Annotated in this window: 14 protein-coding genes and 1 pseudogene; 8 read left to right on the top strand and 7 right to left on the bottom strand. The window is 69.1% G+C overall.

The window, feature by feature from the left end; translation table 11 throughout:
• Nucleotides 1–125 precede the first annotated feature (125 nt).
• Complete coding sequence (locus QFZ74_RS07520; protein WP_307620010.1) at nucleotides 126–560, top strand: CBS domain-containing protein; 435 nt, start codon at nucleotides 126–128, stop codon at nucleotides 558–560.
• A gap of 36 nt (nucleotides 561–596) precedes the next feature.
• Here the strand turns inward: QFZ74_RS07520 and QFZ74_RS07515 are convergent, their stop codons facing one another.
• Complete coding sequence (locus QFZ74_RS07515; protein ID WP_307620009.1) at nucleotides 597–1,724, bottom strand: magnesium and cobalt transport protein CorA; 1,128 nt, start codon at nucleotides 1,722–1,724, stop codon at nucleotides 597–599.
• Between the two features lie 285 nt (nucleotides 1,725–2,009).
• Between QFZ74_RS07515 and QFZ74_RS07510 the strand changes: the two genes are divergently transcribed.
• Nucleotides 2,010–2,804: a methyltransferase domain-containing protein gene (locus QFZ74_RS07510; RefSeq protein ID WP_307620008.1), complete on the top strand. Its 795-nt coding sequence runs from the start codon at nucleotides 2,010–2,012 to the stop codon at nucleotides 2,802–2,804.
• A gap of 39 nt (nucleotides 2,805–2,843) precedes the next feature.
• Here QFZ74_RS07510 and QFZ74_RS07505 read toward each other — a convergent pair whose 3' ends face one another.
• The 4 genes from QFZ74_RS07505 to QFZ74_RS07490 form a co-directional block, all read right to left on the bottom strand.
• On the bottom strand, nucleotides 2,844–3,803 hold the full coding sequence (locus QFZ74_RS07505; RefSeq protein WP_373462354.1) for a carbohydrate kinase family protein: 960 nt from the start codon (nucleotides 3,801–3,803) through the stop codon (nucleotides 2,844–2,846).
• The gene (locus QFZ74_RS07500) at nucleotides 3,788–4,696 is read right to left on the bottom strand and encodes a pseudouridine-5'-phosphate glycosidase (RefSeq protein ID WP_307620006.1); all 909 of its coding nucleotides are present in this window, start codon (nucleotides 4,694–4,696) and stop codon (nucleotides 3,788–3,790) included. The genes QFZ74_RS07505 and QFZ74_RS07500 overlap by 16 nt, the downstream gene beginning before the upstream one ends.
• A gap of 163 nt (nucleotides 4,697–4,859) precedes the next feature.
• On the bottom strand, nucleotides 4,860–5,414 hold the full coding sequence (locus QFZ74_RS07495; protein WP_307620005.1) for a methylated-DNA--[protein]-cysteine S-methyltransferase: 555 nt from the start codon (nucleotides 5,412–5,414) through the stop codon (nucleotides 4,860–4,862).
• Nucleotides 5,415–5,518: 104 nt separating this feature from the next.
• Nucleotides 5,519–6,391, bottom strand: a complete 873-nt coding sequence (locus QFZ74_RS07490; RefSeq protein ID WP_307620004.1) for a glycerophosphodiester phosphodiesterase family protein — start codon at nucleotides 6,389–6,391, stop codon at nucleotides 5,519–5,521.
• Between the two features lie 287 nt (nucleotides 6,392–6,678).
• Between QFZ74_RS07490 and QFZ74_RS07485 the strand changes: the two genes are divergently transcribed.
• From QFZ74_RS07485 to QFZ74_RS07460, 6 genes are all read left to right on the top strand, one after another.
• Nucleotides 6,679–7,572, top strand: coding sequence for an MHYT domain-containing protein (locus QFZ74_RS07485; protein WP_307620003.1), 894 nt, complete (start codon nucleotides 6,679–6,681; stop codon nucleotides 7,570–7,572).
• Between the two features lie 40 nt (nucleotides 7,573–7,612).
• Nucleotides 7,613–9,766, top strand: a complete 2,154-nt coding sequence (uvrB, locus tag QFZ74_RS07480) for an excinuclease ABC subunit UvrB (protein WP_307620002.1) — start codon at nucleotides 7,613–7,615, stop codon at nucleotides 9,764–9,766.
• 158 nt (nucleotides 9,767–9,924) lie between these two features.
• Nucleotides 9,925–10,500, top strand: a complete 576-nt coding sequence (locus QFZ74_RS07475; protein WP_307620001.1) for a TerD family protein — start codon at nucleotides 9,925–9,927, stop codon at nucleotides 10,498–10,500.
• Nucleotides 10,501–10,781: 281 nt separating this feature from the next.
• Entirely contained in the window at nucleotides 10,782–11,786 is a 1,005-nt protein-coding gene (locus QFZ74_RS07470; protein ID WP_307620000.1) for a TerC family protein, read from the top strand.
• Nucleotides 11,787–11,877: 91 nt separating this feature from the next.
• Entirely contained in the window at nucleotides 11,878–12,192 is a 315-nt protein-coding gene (locus QFZ74_RS07465) for a hypothetical protein (protein WP_307619999.1), read from the top strand.
• Between the two features lie 112 nt (nucleotides 12,193–12,304).
• Nucleotides 12,305–13,405 (top strand): calcium:proton antiporter, encoded by a 1,101-nt coding sequence (locus QFZ74_RS07460; RefSeq protein WP_307619998.1) that lies wholly within the window; start codon nucleotides 12,305–12,307, stop codon nucleotides 13,403–13,405.
• A 32-nt stretch (nucleotides 13,406–13,437) separates the two neighbouring features.
• Here QFZ74_RS07460 and QFZ74_RS07455 read toward each other — a convergent pair.
• Both QFZ74_RS07455 and QFZ74_RS07450 read right to left on the bottom strand, forming a co-directional pair.
• Nucleotides 13,438–14,198, bottom strand: a pseudogene (locus tag QFZ74_RS07455) (MFS transporter); the annotation flags it as partial.
• Between the two features lie 10 nt (nucleotides 14,199–14,208).
• On the bottom strand, nucleotides 14,209–15,255 hold the full coding sequence (locus QFZ74_RS07450; RefSeq protein ID WP_307619997.1) for a S66 peptidase family protein: 1,047 nt from the start codon (nucleotides 15,253–15,255) through the stop codon (nucleotides 14,209–14,211).
• Nucleotides 15,256–15,300: the final 45 nt, after the last annotated feature.

The raw sequence follows: 15,300 nt of genomic DNA, 5'->3' as shown, positions 1-15,300 counted from the left end.
CCCGCTCACGTAGCCGTTGGCCCTGAGGGTGCGGGTACCGGCCCGTGCGCGGGAGAATTGAGGGCGCCGGGACCCAGCGGTGCGTCCCGCGCCGCACCGGCCCGTCCGGTACCGGGAGGTACACCATGACCACCGCTGGAGAGATCATGCACCGCGGCGCTCAGTGGATCCCCGCCCACGAGACCCTCGACCGTGCTGCCCAGCTGATGCGCGAACTGGGCGTGGGGGCGCTGCCCATCAGCGACGAGAACGAGCGGCTCTGCGGCATTCTCACCGACCGCGACATAGTCGTCGGCTGCGTGGCGATGGGGCACGACCCGTCCAAGGTCACCGCCGGCGAGATGGCGAAGGGCACGCCCCGGTGGATCGAGTCGAGTGCCGACATCGGCGACGTCCTGCACGAGATGCGGGAGCACCAGATCCGCCGGCTCCCCGTCATCGAGAACAAGCGCCTGGTCGGCATGATCAGCGAATCCGACCTTGTCGAGCACCTGGGCGAGGATGAGATCGCCGCCTTCACCGAGAGCGTCTACGCCAGGACCATGCCGTCCGGCCACTGACGCCGGCGTTCACCACTCCGCCCATCTCCGCGTGGGTCACAGCCAGCCGTTGCGCCGGAAACCTCGGTGCAGCACCAGACACGCCACGGATATGAGGCCTATGACCAGCGCGTAGCCGTACCGCCAGTGCAGTTCGGGCATGTGATCGAAGTTCATGCCGTAGACCCCGCACACCATGGTCGGCACGGCGATCACCGCGGCCCAGGCCGTGATCTTCCGCATGTCCTCGTTCTGCGCGACCGTCACCTGCGCGAGGTGGGCCTGCAGGATCGAGTTGAGCAGCTCGTCGAAGGAGGCGATCTGGTCCTTGGCCCGCAACAGGTGGTCGAGGACGTCCCTGAAGTAGGCCTGTATCTCCGGGTCGATCACCCGTATCGGCCGTGTGGCGAGATCCTCGACAGGGCGGGCCAGGGGCGCCACCGCCCGCTTCAGCTCCAGGAGTTCACGCTTCAGCTGGTAGATACGCCCGGGATCGACCCGTGCGCCGTTCTCCGCGAACACGTCCGTCTCGACCTGGTCGATGTCGGCCTGGACCGAGTCCGTGACGTTCAGATAGTCGTCGACCACATGGTCCGCTATCGCGTGCAGCACGGCCGCTGGTCCCTTGGTCAGCTGTTTCGGGTCCGACTCCAACTCCTCGCGCAGCGGCCCCAGTGAGCCGTGCCGCCCGTGCCGAACGGTGATCACGAAGTCATGGCCGACGAACACCATGATCTCTCCGGTGTCCACCACCTCGCTGGTCGCTGTCAGCTGCTCGTGTTCGACGTAGCAGACCGTCTTGAACACCGCGAACAGCGTGTCGCCGTACCGCTCCATCTTGGGGCGCTGATGCGCCTCGACCGCGTCTTCGACCGCGAGCGGATGCAGGTCGAACAGCTCGGCGATGCCAGCGAACTCACGGTCCGTCGGTTCGTGCAGTCCCAGCCACACGAACCCGTCGCCGCTCTCGCGCACCCGCCGCACGGCGTCCACCAGATCATCGCTCCCGGCGACCCGGGCACCGCCCCGGTAGGTCACGCAGTTGACCACGGAGGATCCCAGCGGTGACCGCGCGGGATGACTCAGGTCGACCCGCGGCTGCCGCCTGGCCAGCCGCGCCACCCTGCGCAGACCGCCGACCCGGCCCAGCCCTCGGACCTTCCGCAGGTTTCCTGCCATGGACATCTGGATCTCCTTGCGTGGATCTCCTCGCGCCGTGTGGTCGCGCCTTGGCGGAAAAGTCTGCCAGTCCCGAGTACATCGTGGGAAAGCCTGTGGGAACAGGGAATTCCGCTTTGTTCCCGGCTGTGGACAAGGCTCAGCGCCGGCTGTGGAACAGGCCCGTTCCCCGGCTTTGATCGCGACTCGTTTCCGCTGGTGGTCCACCCTTTCACAGCCGCGGACGGTCAGGCCCGGCGCCTCGGAGCGTCGGCCGTCCCGGACATGCGAGGCAACTGGGATGATCGCGGCATGACGCGAACCGACGGCTATCTCCTCGACAACCGGCAGGCCGAGGCGCGGCAACGCTTCGATGCCTTCGCCACCCTCTTCGACCCGACCACGTTCCGGCACCTCGAACAGCTCGGCGTCGGCCCCGGCTGGCGCTGCTGGGAGGTCGGCGCCGGCGGCACCTCGGTCGTGTCCTGGCTGGCCAAGAAGGTCGGGCCCACCGGAAAGGTGGTCGCGACCGACATCGACACCTCGATTCTCGCCGCGGCCGCCCGCCCGCCGGTCCAGGTGCGCGTCCACGACGTGGGCACCGACGAACCGCCCGCGGAGGGCTTCGACCTGGTGCACGCCCGGCTCGTCCTTGTCCATGTACCGGACAGGGAAAGGGCGTTGGCGTCGATGATCAAGGCCCTGCGGCCGGGCGGACGGCTGCTGATCGAGGACGCCGACCCTGCTCTTCAGCCCCTGATCTGCCCCGATGAGAGCGGTCCCCAGCAGCAGCTCGCGAACCGGCTGCGGAACGGCTTCCGCGAGCTGCTCGCCGACCGCGGAGCCGACCTGTCCTACGGCCGCAGGCTGCCGCGCCTGCTGCGCGAGGCCGGACTGCGCCGCGTGGAGGCCGACGCGTACTTCCCGGTGACCTCGCCGGCCTGCGCCGCCCTGGAGACCGCCACCGTGCGGCAGATCCGCGATCAGCTCGTCACCGCGGGCCTGGCCACCGACCAGGACATCGAGGAGCACCTGGCCAACGTCGCTTCCGGCAGCATGGACCTGGCCACGGCGCCGATGATCTCGGCGTGGGGTCGCAAGGCCTAGTCCGGGCCGGCTTCGCGCCGTAGCTTGCCGTCCCCCGGCTCATGGCAGGGGCGGCGGAGAGGCGGGCCTGCGGGCGGGTGGGCGCCCGCCCGTCCTCCCCACCGCCAGCGCTCCCGCCCGGCAACCCGATGACGCCGCCTCCTCGGCACTCGCGCCCGCCATCAGCGCGGCGAGGAACGCGCCGGTGAAGGCGTCACCGGCACCCGTGGTGTCACGGGGCGCGGCCGGTGCGGCGGGAACGCGGGCGATCACGGCGCCCGACCGTGCGACCAGAGCGCCGTCGGCGCCCAACTTGGCCACCACCAGCGGGACGTGACGGCTCAGCTTGGCCGCCGCGTCCACCGGATCGGGCAGCCCGGTCAGCAGGCACGCCTCGTCGAGACTGGGCAGCAGTACGTCCAGACCGTCGACGAGCGCCAAAAAGCGGTCCACGCCCAGCTCGCGCAGGAAGCCCGCCGAGGCCGGATCCAGACTCACCGGCACACCACGCGCGCGGGCCGCCCCGAGCGCTGCCGCGGCAACGGCCCGGCTCGGTTTCGAGAACAGCAGATAGCCGGACAGGTGGAGCCGGGCGACCCCGTCGAGCAGCGCATCCGACCAGTCGGCGGGATCGAGCCGCAGTGAAGCGCCGCTGTCCGTGAGGAAGGTGCGCTCGGCGGCGGCCGCCGTGTCGACCAGACAGATCACCGTCCCCGTCGTGGCCGTGGGGTCGACCACGAGCTGCGGCCGCACCCCGGCCGCGATCAGCTCCCGCTCGTGCCACGCCGCCGCGTCCGCGCCCAATCGCCCCAACAGGCGTACGTCCGCACAGCCCGAGTGGGCCGCCCAGCAGGCCACGTTGGCGCCCGCGCCCCCGGGCAGCGCCAGGATCGAGGCCGCCGTGTCGGTTCCGGCCGAGAGCGGGCCCCGGTGCCGGGCCACGACGTCGGTGATGACATCCCCCACGACCAGGAGACCGCCGCGGCTCGCACCTCCTTCCGCCCTCACCCTCGAGCCCACGCCGCCGCGATCCGCGCGGCCAGCCGCACATTGCCGCGCACCGCCGCCAGGTTGGCTTCCAGGGAAGCCCCGTCCGTGTGCCGGACCAGGTAGTCGAGGAGGAACGGGGTGACCGCCTGACCGGTGACACCCTGCTCCTCGCACGCGTGCAGCGCCTCGGTCAGCACGCGCGCGTGGAGCGCGGGGTCGAGCTGCTGAGCTTCGGGGACAGGGTTGGCGACGATCAGCGCCGACTCCGGCCTGCGGAGCGTGTCCTGCGCCCGCATGACCGCCGCCACCTGCTCCGGGCTCTCCAGGGTCCAGTCCACGGGGTGCCCGGAGTCGGACAGGTAGAAGCCGGGGAAGCGGTCCGTGCGGTATCCGGCGACGGCCACACCCAGCGTCTCCAGACGTTGCAGCGTCGCCGGGACGTCCAGGATCGACTTCACGCCCGCGCACACCACCGTGATCCGCGTACGCGCCAGCAGCCCCAGGTCAGCGGACTCGTCCTGCGTCACCGTCCACTGCCGGTGCACGCCGCCGAGGCCGCCCGTCGCGAACACCCGGATACCCGCCAGAGCCGCCAGCAGTGCCGTCCCCGACACCGTGGTCGCCCCGCTCGCCCCCGCGGCCATGGCGAGCGGCAGATCCCGCTGGCCGAGCTTGCGGATCCCCTCCTCGTTCGCGACCCGCTCCAACTGCTCCTTGTCCAGGCCGACGTGGGGGCGTCCGTCCAGCACCGCGATCGTCGCGGGTACGGCACCCTCCTGCTGTACCGCGTCCTCCAGCTCGCGCGCCACCCGCAGATTGCGCGGGCGTGGCAGCCCGTGCGCGATGATCGTGGACTCCAGGGCCACCACGGGACGGCCTGCGTCGATCGCCTCCCGGACCTCCTCCGACACCACCAGCCCCACGTGTCCGCCTCCCGTCAGTCGGTCCTCCCTCATCTCTGGCGTGACGACGGCCCGGATAAACGCCTGCGCTCGACGTGCCCGTGTCCGACCTCGATCATGGTCTCGTACGGCGCCCGGGGCTGCGCCTTCGCGGCCCGGCACGACGCGTAGCGGTCGGGCCAGGTCAGAACAGGGGCTCGGGCAGCACGCCCTCCAGTGCGAGCAGCCTCCGCTTGGTCTCCAGACCGCCGGCGAAGCCGCCGATCCCGCCGTCGCTCTCCACGACCCGGTGACAGGGCACGACGACCGGCAGCGGGTTGGCGCCCATCGCGGCACCCACCGCCTGCGCCGCGCCGGGCTGGCCGACCCGCTTCGCCAGTTCCCCGTACCCGACGACCGCGCCGTAAGGGACGCCGGTCGCCAGCTCGCGCAGCACCTGCCGGTTGAAGCCGGAGATCAGCGTCCAGTCCAGCGGCACCGAGAAGTCCTTCCGCCGGCCCGCGAAGTACTCCTCGACCTGCCGTATCGCCTCGGCCAGCAGCGGAGAGCCGGGCGCCTCGACGGGCTCGGCGCCCAGCCGGGCCGCCAACTGCGCGAGCGCCTCGTCGCGTACCGCGTCGTCGGCGTGGAACGCGACGCTGACCAGGCCGTCCCGGGTTGCCGCCAGCAGCAGCGGACCGATGCCGGTGTCCATGACGGCCCACACGACCTGCTGCTCGTACTCTCCATGGCTGTCCATGCGCCCACGGTACGACCCGCCACTGACAGCGCCCCGCGAACCCCGGCCCGGGGACAGCGCCAACGGCCCGGAACGGACCCGGCGATCGGCTGCCCGCGCGGGGGTCAGCGCCCGTTCAGTGCCGCCCGCACCAGGTCGGGCTTGTTCGAGATGATGCCGTCGACGTCGTACCGGGCCACGCTCCGCGCGGTGTCCGCGTCGTTCACGGTCCAGGTGAACACCCTCAGGTGTCTGCCGTGCGGCCCCGTGAGCGCGTGCGCGGCGGTGACGTAGCCCTTGGTGAGCTTTCTGTGCGACGGGTTGACCAGGTCGGCGAAGCGGGCGTAGCCGGGCAGCTCGGCCTTGGCCGGTGTGCCGAGGAAGCCGGTCGTGAGGGCCGGCTTCAGATCGTGCACGGTGCGCAGACTGCCCGCGTCGAAGCTCTGCACGATCAGCCGTCCGGAGTATCGCCCGCCCAGCCAGCCCTCGTTGCCCAGGAGCTTGAGGGTCTGCTGCTCGATGCCCGGATACAGCTCCGGGTTCTTGAGTTCGAGGAGCAACTTCTCGTGGTTGAGGTCGAGCCGGCGCAGGTACTGCTTCAGGGTCGGCACGCGTGTGCCCGCGTACGCGGGACCGAACCAGCTCCCCGCGTCCAGACGCGCGATCTCGGCGGCGGTGAAGTCCTTCACCTTCCAGGGCGCCCGGCCGGGAAAGACCTCCTCGGCGTTCGTGGTGCGCTTGAGGTTGTCGTCGTGGATGACGACGAGCTCCCCGTCCTTGGTGCGCTGCACGTCGTTCTCGACCCAGGAGAAGCCCAGGCGGGCGGCCGTGTCGACGGCGGGCAGGGTGTTCTCCGGGGCGTAAGCGGACGCGCCCCGGTGGGCGACGACGGCGGGACGCGCGCGGACGTCGCCGACCCGCGCGTCGGAGGTTGGGGTCAGCAGGGTGGCCGTCCCCAGAAGCGCGGTGGTCGTGGCGGCAATTGCGCGCGCGTACATACGTGCTCCTCGCATCGAGCGAATGCTGACGAATATGGACAGAACCACAGTGACAGCAGAGGGGCAACGAGACAGGGTGCAGGAGGGGCACAGATGGCATGGAGTTGCCCAAGACCGCTCACCGGTGCCTCACAACTGGGGCAGGTGCGTGTTTCTTTGCCGGAAAATCGTTCGACCATTCCGGTGCGGGTCATACTCTCAGCGTCAACCCTGACCGCCCGAGCGGTTCCGGGGCGGGGCCGCGTGTCAGTAATTCGGGGACGCAAGAGGGTGAAGGGCAGCCGCGCATGCAAGGCACGGTCGACGGATTCAGCTATGGAGTCGTGACCCCGCTGGTGGCCTATCTGATGGCCTGCCTGGGCGGGGCCCTCGGCCTGCGCTGCACCGCGAGATCGATGCTGGTGACGCAGGCCTGGCGCCCCCTCTGGCTCGCCCTGGGCTCGGCCGCGATCGGCTCCGGGATATGGACCATGCATTTCGTCGGCATGATGGGGTTCACCGTCACCGGGACCCCGATCCACTACGACAGGCCGATCATGTACGCGAGCCTCGGGCTCGCCATCGTCATGGTCAGCATCGGGATCTTCATCGTCGGTTATCGCGGTGCCAAAGGGGCGGCGCTCTTCACCGGTGGAACGATCACCGGGCTGGGCATCGCGTCCATGCATTACCTCGGCATGGCGGGCGTGCACGTCGACGGCAAGTTCGTCTACAACACGTTCACCGTCGCCGTGTCGGTCCTGATAGGGGTCGTGGCCGCCACCGCCGCCCTGTGGGCCGCCGGGCATGTCCGCGGGGTCCTGGGGAGCGTGGGGGCGAGCCTCGTCATGGGGCTGGCCGTCAGTGGCATGCACTACACCGGCATGGCCGCCCTCAGTGTCCAACTGCGCGATCTTCACGCTCTGCACGCCGCCACGTCGTCCACCGTCGGCGACTCGCCCGCCGCGTTGCTCGCGCCCATGCTGATCGGCCCCTTCGCCTTCCTCCTGCTCGCAGGCGTCGTCGTGATGTTCGACCCGCTGATGGTCATGGGCAAGCCCGACTGGAGCCGTGTCGAACGCAAGCCCGGGGTCCCGGCCGGTGCCGTCGCCCCGCACCGGAGCCGGAGCATGTACCTCCGCGCCGGGCAGCTGGCCAGGCAGCGGGAGTACCGCAGCTCCCGCACCCCGCAGAACTGGTGATCCGGACCCGTTGTCAGTGCGGGGTCGTACGGTGGATCCCATGCGGCCCGTTTCCCAGATCGAACGCACGGTGGCGCCCTTCGAGGTCGTCAGCCCGTACCAGCCCAGCGGTGACCAGCCGGCGGCCATCGCCGAGCTGGCCCGGCGCATCGAGGCCGGTGAGAAGGACGTCGTCCTGCTGGGCGCGACCGGCACCGGCAAGTCCGCCACCACGGCGTGGATGATCGAGAAGCTCCAGCGCCCCACCCTCGTGATGGCGCCGAACAAGACGCTCGCCGCCCAGCTGGCCAACGAGTTCCGTGAGCTCCTCCCGAACAACGCGGTCGAATACTTCGTCTCGTACTACGACTACTACCAGCCCGAGGCGTACGTCCCGCAGTCGGACACCTATATCGAGAAGGACTCCTCGATCAACGAGGAGGTCGAGCGCTTGCGCCACTCGGCAACCAACTCGCTGCTCACCCGCCGCGACGTCGTCGTGGTCGCCTCGGTCTCCTGCATCTACGGCCTCGGTACTCCGCAGGAGTACGTGGACCGCATGGTGCCCCTGAAGGTGGGCGACGAGATCGACCGCGACGAGCTGCTGCGCCGTTTCGTGGACATCCAGTACACGCGCAACGACATGGCGTTCACGCGCGGCACCTTCCGCGTCCGCGGCGACACCATCGAGATCTTCCCGGTGTACGAGGAGCTCGCCGTCCGCATCGAGATGTTCGGCGACGAGATCGAGGCGTTGTCCACCCTCCACCCGCTCACGGGTGAGATCATCAGCGACGATCAGCAGCTGTATGTCTTCCCGGCCTCCCACTATGTCGCCGGACCCGAGCGCTTGGAGCGGGCCATCAACGACATCGAGAAGGAGCTGGTCGAGCGCCTGACCGAGCTGGAGAAGCAGGGCAAGCTCCTGGAGGCCCAGCGTCTGCGGATGCGTACGACGTACGACATCGAGATGCTGCGCCAGATCGGCAGCTGTTCCGGCGTCGAGAACTACTCGATGCACTTCGACGGCCGCTCGCCCGGCTCCGCGCCCAACACCCTGCTCGACTACTTCCCGGACGACTTCCTGCTCGTCATCGACGAGTCGCATGTCACCGTGCCGCAGATCGGCGCCATGTACGAGGGCGACGCCTCCCGCAAGCGCACCCTCGTCGACCACGGCTTCCGCCTTCCCTCGGCCCTGGACAACCGCCCCCTGAAGTGGGAGGAGTTCCAGGAGCGGACCGGCCAGACCGTCTACCTGTCGGCGACCCCGGGCAAGTACGAGCTCTCGCGCGGCGATGGCGTCGTCGAGCAGATCATCCGCCCCACCGGCCTCGTCGACCCGGAGGTCGTCGTCAAGCCCACCGAGGGGCAGATCGACGACCTGGTGCACGAGATCCGCCAGCGCACCGAGAAGGACGAGCGGGTCCTGGTCACCACGCTCACCAAGAAGATGGCCGAGGACCTCACGGACTACTTCGTGGAGCTCGGCATCCAGGTGCGCTATCTGCACAGCGACGTCGACACCCTGCGCCGCGTCGAGCTGCTGCGCGAGCTGCGCGCCGGCGAGTTCGATGTCCTGGTCGGCATCAACCTCCTCCGCGAGGGCCTCGACCTGCCCGAGGTGTCCCTGGTGGCGATCCTCGACGCCGACAAGGAGGGCTTCCTGCGCTCCGGCACGTCGCTGATCCAGACCATCGGCCGCGCGGCGCGCAACGTCTCCGGTCAGGTCCATATGTACGCCGACAAGATCACGCCGGCGATGGAGAAGGCCATCGACGAGACCAACCGCCGACGCGAGAAGCAGGTCGCCTACAACAAGGCCAACGGCATCGACCCGCAGCCGCTCCGCAAGAAGATCAATGACATCGTCGCGCGGATCGCTCGCGAGGAGGTCGACACCGAGCAGCTGCTCGGTTCCGGCTACCGCAAGACGAAGGACGGCCGGGGCGCCAAGGCCCCCGTTCCGGCCCTCTCCGAGAAGGCGGCCAAGGGCACGAAGGCCGCCAAGCCCGCCAAGGGCAGGGCCAAGGCGAAGGACGCGGTGCCGACCGACCGGCCCGCAGCCGAACTCGCGGAGCAGATCGAGGAGATGACGGAGCGCATGCGCGCCGCCGCGGCGGACCTCCAGTTCGAGATCGCCGCCCGGCTGCGCGACGAGGTCTCCGAGATGAAGAAGGAGCTGCGCCAGATGAGGGAGGCGGGGCTGGCCTGACCTCCGCATCCGGTGCCGGACCCAGTCGGTGCGCGAAGTGTTGCAACACCGACACAAAGCACGGGCCGGGGCTCGGCTCCGTCGGTGCCCCTGCGTAGGGTTTCCTGATGAGCCGCGGGCTCCGCGGCGACAGGGGACATGCGAAAGGGGAAGTCGCCGTGACCGTCAACATGACCAAGGGTCAGGCCATCAGCCTGGAGAAGCAGGACGGGGGCACCCTGACGGCGGTCCGGATGGGGCTCGGGTGGCAGGCGGCACCCCGCCGCGGCCTGTTCGGTTCGCGGACGCGGGAGATCGACCTGGACGCCTCCGCCGTGCTGTTCGCCGACAAGGAGCCCGTCGACGTCGTGTTCTTCCGGCACCTGGTCAGCGACGACGGCTCCGTGCGTCACACCGGTGACAACCTCGTGGGCGGCGTGGGCCGGGGCGACGATGAGGCCATCCTTGTCAACCTCCAGAGCGTTCCCGCCACCATCGACCAGATCGTCTTCACCGTGAACTCCTTCACGGGCCAGACCTTCCAGGAGGTGCAGGACGCGTTCTGCCGCCTGGTCGACGAGACCAACGGACAGGAGCTCGCCCGTTACACCCTGGCGGGCGGCGGCGCCTACACCGCTCAGATCATGGCGAAGGTGCACCGGGCCGGCGGCGGCTGGAAGATGACCGCTCTGGGTGCCCCCGCCAACGGCCGTACCTTCCAGGACCTGATGCCGACGATCCTGCCGCTCCTGTAGAGGAGGGGGCAGGTGCCACGCGTCCCGCCCAGGTCGGCGAAGCTTTGATCAAATGTAAGTAAAGTGCAACTGACCAGCGAACTTGGTCTTTCTTTTACTGAACACTTTACTAATCTTTGGCAATTGGGTAGTGTCTTCCGTACGGAGGGGAGTACTCCCTATCTGCTGCGGCGTTCCCGTCAGTACGGATCCAGAAGGTCCCGGGGCGCCGGCCCGCCCCGGGTGGAAGAGACCTCCGGTGACAACGACGATGATTTTTGCCGTTCACAACCGGAGGCGCAGTGGATGTTTCCCTGACCCTGTGGGTCCTGACCATCGCGGGTCTCGCCGCTCTCATCGCGGCGGACTTCGTGATCGGCCGCAAGCCCCATGACGTGTCCATCAAGGAAGCGGGCATCTGGACGGCCGTCTGGATCGCCCTGGCCGGACTCTTCGGCTTGGGACTGTTCTTCTTCGGGGGCGGTCAGCCAGCCGGGGAGTTCTTCGCCGGCTTCATCACCGAGAAGTCGCTGAGCGTCGACAACCTCTTCGTCTTCGTCCTGATCATGGCGAAGTTCGTGGTCCCCTCGCGCTATCAGCAGCGGGTGTTGCTCGTCGGTGTCCTGATAGCCCTGGTCCTGCGGGCCGTCTTCATCGCCGCGGGAGCCGCGATCATCGCCAGCTTCTCCTGGGTGTTCTACCTCTTCGGTGCCTTCCTCATCTGGACCGCCTGGAAGCTGATCCAGGACGCCCGATCCAAGGACGAGGACGAGGAGTACGAGGAGAACAGGCTGCTCAAGGCTGTCGAGCGCAGGTTCGGTGTGGCCGACCGCTACCACGGCACCAAGCTGTGGATCCAGCAGAACGGCAAGCGCGTCATGACGCCGATGCTGGTCGTGATGCTGGCGATCGGCACCACCGACGTGCTCTTCGCGCTCGACTCGATCCCGGCGATCTTCGGTCTGACGCAGGACCCGTACATCGTCTTCACCGCCAACGCCTTCGCCCTCATGGGCCTCAGGCAGCTCTACTTCCTCATCGGCGGCCTGCTCAAGAAGCTGGTCCACCTCTCGTACGGTCTGTCGATCATCCTCGGCTTCATCGGCGTCAAGCTGGTGCTCCACGCGCTCCACGAGTCTGGGGTCCACGTCCCGGAGATCAGCATCCCGGTCTCGCTCGGCGTGATCTGCGCCGTACTGATCGTCACCACGATCACCAGTCTGGTGGCGTCCAGGAGGCAGGCGGCGGCCGAAGCCGTACACGCACGGAGCGGCGGCACCCAGAAGGACAGCGTCGACGCCTCCTGACCATGTGACGAATTGCCGACCGTCACACACGGTGCTTCGGTGGGTGCTGAGCGTTCCCGTCCTGGGGCGCCACGGCCAGGTGGAGAGAACCGTGGACACATCGAAGAAGTTCGTGCAGATCATCGAGTTCGAGACCGACCGCATCGATGAGATGCGAGCTCTTGCCAGGAACATCGAGAAGCGCTTCGGCGGCAATGGGCACGGCCCTGCGCGCCAGGCCGTCCTCAAGGACAGAAACCACCCGGGCCGCTATCTCGAACTGCTCATGTTCGACTCATACGACGAGGCCGTGCGCAGCAGCCAGGACCCCGAGGCGAGGCAGTTCGCCGAGAAGATGGCGGCCCTGTGTACGAGCCCGCCGTCCTTCACGGAGTGCGACGTTCTGGAGATGAACGAGGCCAAGTGACGGGCCCGATATCCCGAACCATTACTGGGGAGGGGCCGCGCTGTGCCGGCGCGGCCCCCGCGCGAGGGAGGACCGGCATGCGAACCCCGTACGTCTCGGCCATCACTGATGCATGAGTACTCGGCTCAGGTCGCTCGCCGTGCAGTGGACCGTCATCGTGCCGCTGCTTGCGGTCGTCCTTCTCGGCCTCACCTGGGGACGTGATCTTCCCAGCCCGCTCGTCGCGCTGGTGACGGCGGTGCTCGCCGGGTCGGTACTGGCCGCAGTGCATCACGCCGAGGTGGTCGCCCATCGTGTCGGCGAACCCTACGGTTCCCTGGTCCTCGCCATCGCCGTGACGATCATCGAGGTCGCCCTGATCGTCACCCTCATGGCCGACGGAGGGCCCAAGAGTGCGACGTTGGCCAGGGACACGGTCTTCGCGGCCGTGATGATCACCTGCAACGGTGTCGTCGGCCTGAGTCTGCTCGTGGCCTCCCTCCGCCACGGCACCGCCGTCTTCAACCCCGAGGGAACCGGCGCCGCGCTGGCGACCGTGGCGACCCTCTCCACGCTCAGCCTCGTGCTGCCGACGTTCACCACCAGCGCGCCGGGTCCGGAGTTCTCCGGCGTGCAGCTGACCTTCGCCGCGGTGACGTCGCTGATCCTGTACGGCCTGTTCGTGACCACTCAGACCGTGCGGCACCGCGACTACTTCCTGCCGGTCACCCGACGCGGCGAGGTGATCACGGCGGACGACCATGCGGCGAAGCCGTCCGCGCGTACCGCCTGGATCAGCCTCGGCCTGCTGGGGCTCGCCCTGGTCGGCGTGGTCGGTCTGGCCAAGGGCGTGTCGCCGGCCATCGAGGCCGGCGTGCAGGCCGCCGGTCTGCACCATGCCGTCGTCGGTGTGATCATCGCGCTGCTGGTGCTGCTGCCCGAGACGATCGCGGCCCTGCGCTCGGCCCGCCGCGACCACGTGCAGACCAGCCTCAACCTCGCCCTCGGCTCCGCGATGGCCAGCATCGGACTCACCATCCCCGCCGTCGCCCTCGCCACCTTGTGGCTGCCCGGACCGCTCGTCCTCGGCCTCGGCTCCACGCACATGCTGCTGCTCGCTCTGACGGTGGTGGTGAGCTCCCTGACGGTGGCACCGGGACGCGCCACACTGCTCCAGGGCGGCGTACACCTGGTGCTGTTCGCGGCGTACCTGGAGCTGGCGATCAACCCGTAGTCGGAGACGTCCCCGATCCAGCCTTCGCTGCCTCACCCCGCGGCCGGTTCGGCCCCCGCCATCACGGGCACGGGGCGCGTCTCCGGCAGGGGCGCGAAGCAGCCGAGGCTCAGCAGCAGTGCGACCGCAGTCAGATAGGCGCCACGCCCCACGGAACGCGCCCGCCGTGCTCCGCGAGCCCGGTCGCCGCGACGGGGGTGAGCACACCCCCGAGGACGCCGCCGAGGTTAGCTCACTGCGGCGCCGGTGCAGCGCACCCGTGGCTCGTACAGCTCCGGCAGATATGCGGCGATCACCGCGAACATCGTGATGAATCCCGATCAGCGCCCCGAGGGTGCCGAGAGACATCAGCAGCGGGGCGCCGGTCGACAGCAGCGCGACCATCGGGAACATCCACAGGGCACACCTCGTGCACCCGGTCAGGCACAGCGGCCGTCGGCCGTAGCGATCGCCGAGCATCGCCATCAAGGGCGTGAGCGCGCCCTTCACGACCACGGCGGCCAGGATGCAGGCCAGCATGACGGTACGGCTCACCCCGAGCCGCTCGGTCGCATACGCCAGCGACCAGGTGGTCACCGCGTAGAACACCGCGTATCCGACCGCGAGCGCCCCAGCCGCGAGCAGCAGCAGCCGCCAGTGGTGCCGTACGAGATCGGCGAACGGCACGCGCGCGGGGCGTCGATCTCCAGGAACCGGGGACTCTCGGCGAGCGACGAGCGCAGCCACAGCCCGGCCACGGCCAGCACCCCGCCCAGAAGGGCACGCGCCACCCCCACTCGGCGAATTGCGAGGTGCGGAGCGCGTCAGTAGGTGACCGTGATGCGCCGGGAAGGGCCGTCGACGCGGATCGTTCCCCCATAGGGGAGGACGAGTTGGGGATCGGTGTGGCCGAAGTCCACATCGAAGACAGCAGGCATGTCGGGTGCATACATTCGCAGCACGCGCAGCACGGCTTCCCGCTGCTCGGCGGCGTAACGGGCGGCCTCCTCCGGGCTGTTGGGCTGCTCGAACGACCACGTCTTGGGCCGGCCCATCAGCAGCGCGGAGAATCGTCCCAGCAGTCCGCGCTCGCCCATGTTCCGCAGGGTGCGGAATACCTCCGTAGCGCTCGGCAACTCCTCCGAGGTCTCCAGCAGCAGTACGCCGCCGTCGTACTCGGAGAGGTCGCTGCCGATCTCGCGGTCGGCCATCAGCAGCCAGCCGACGATCTCCAGGGCGCCGCCCCAACTGCGGCCCTCGACCACGCGGTCGGCGTGGTGCCAGATCCATCCGGTGCCCGGGCGGGTCTCCGGTTCGGTCTCGAAGGTGGCCGGATCCCTCCAGTCGCGGTCGATGTCGCGCCAGCGCTCGGCGGGCGCGAGTTCGTACGCGCCGGACGTGAAAAGCGCCGCTCGCAGGGACGCCGCGGTCTGTGGATGCATCGCCCCGGGGCGGCCGAGGGCGGTCATCACCGTCGCCCCGTGGTAGCCGACGATTCCCGTGTTACGCAGGAAGGCGAGCAGGTTCGTGTTGTCGCTCATCCCGAAGAACGGCTTCGGGTGTGCGCGGATCAACTCCCGGTCCAGGAAGGGCAGCACCGTGATCTGGTCGTCGCCGCCGATGGAGGCGATGACCGCCTTGACGTCGGGGTCGGCGAACGCCGCGTTGATGTCGGCGGCACGCTCCTGGGGCGTCGTGCCCATCCTGCGGGTGGTCGGGTACTCGACCGGTTCGAGGCCGAACTCCTCACGCAGCCGCTCCAGGCCGAGTTCGAACGGGCGCGGAAAGAGTTCCGGGAGGCCCGAGGCAGGCGAGATCACCGCTATGCGGTCACCGGGCGACGGCTTCGGCGGGTACGTGATCGTCGTCATTGCAGGAGGGTACGGCGAGCGGACTCGCCTGCGCAGCGTGATAAA

Source organism: Streptomyces sp. V3I7 (assembly GCF_030817495.1).
Lineage (GTDB): Bacteria > Actinomycetota > Actinomycetes > Streptomycetales > Streptomycetaceae > Streptomyces.
Note: the sequence above shows the minus strand (reverse complement) of the source record. Positions and strands in the feature narration are given on the sequence as shown.

Bases quoted from the DNA above. Each gene is read 5' to 3' on its own strand.
- QFZ74_RS07520 (WP_307620010.1), top strand. From the start codon at position 126: ATGACCACCGCTGGAGAGATCATGCACCGCGGCGCTCAGTGGATCCCC.
- QFZ74_RS07515 (WP_307620009.1), bottom strand. From the start codon at position 1,724: ATGTCCATGGCAGGAAACCTGCGGAAGGTCCGAGGGCTGGGCCGGGTC.
- QFZ74_RS07510 (WP_307620008.1), top strand. From the start codon at position 2,010: ATGACGCGAACCGACGGCTATCTCCTCGACAACCGGCAGGCCGAGGCG.
- QFZ74_RS07495 (WP_307620005.1), bottom strand. From the start codon at position 5,414: ATGGACAGCCATGGAGAGTACGAGCAGCAGGTCGTGTGGGCCGTCATG.
- QFZ74_RS07490 (WP_307620004.1), bottom strand. From the start codon at position 6,391: ATGTACGCGCGCGCAATTGCCGCCACGACCACCGCGCTTCTGGGGACG.
- QFZ74_RS07485 (WP_307620003.1), top strand. From the start codon at position 6,679: ATGCAAGGCACGGTCGACGGATTCAGCTATGGAGTCGTGACCCCGCTG.
- uvrB (WP_307620002.1), top strand. From the start codon at position 7,613: ATGCGGCCCGTTTCCCAGATCGAACGCACGGTGGCGCCCTTCGAGGTC.
- QFZ74_RS07460 (WP_307619998.1), top strand. From the start codon at position 12,305: ATGAGTACTCGGCTCAGGTCGCTCGCCGTGCAGTGGACCGTCATCGTG.
- QFZ74_RS07450 (WP_307619997.1), bottom strand. From the start codon at position 15,255: ATGACGACGATCACGTACCCGCCGAAGCCGTCGCCCGGTGACCGCATA.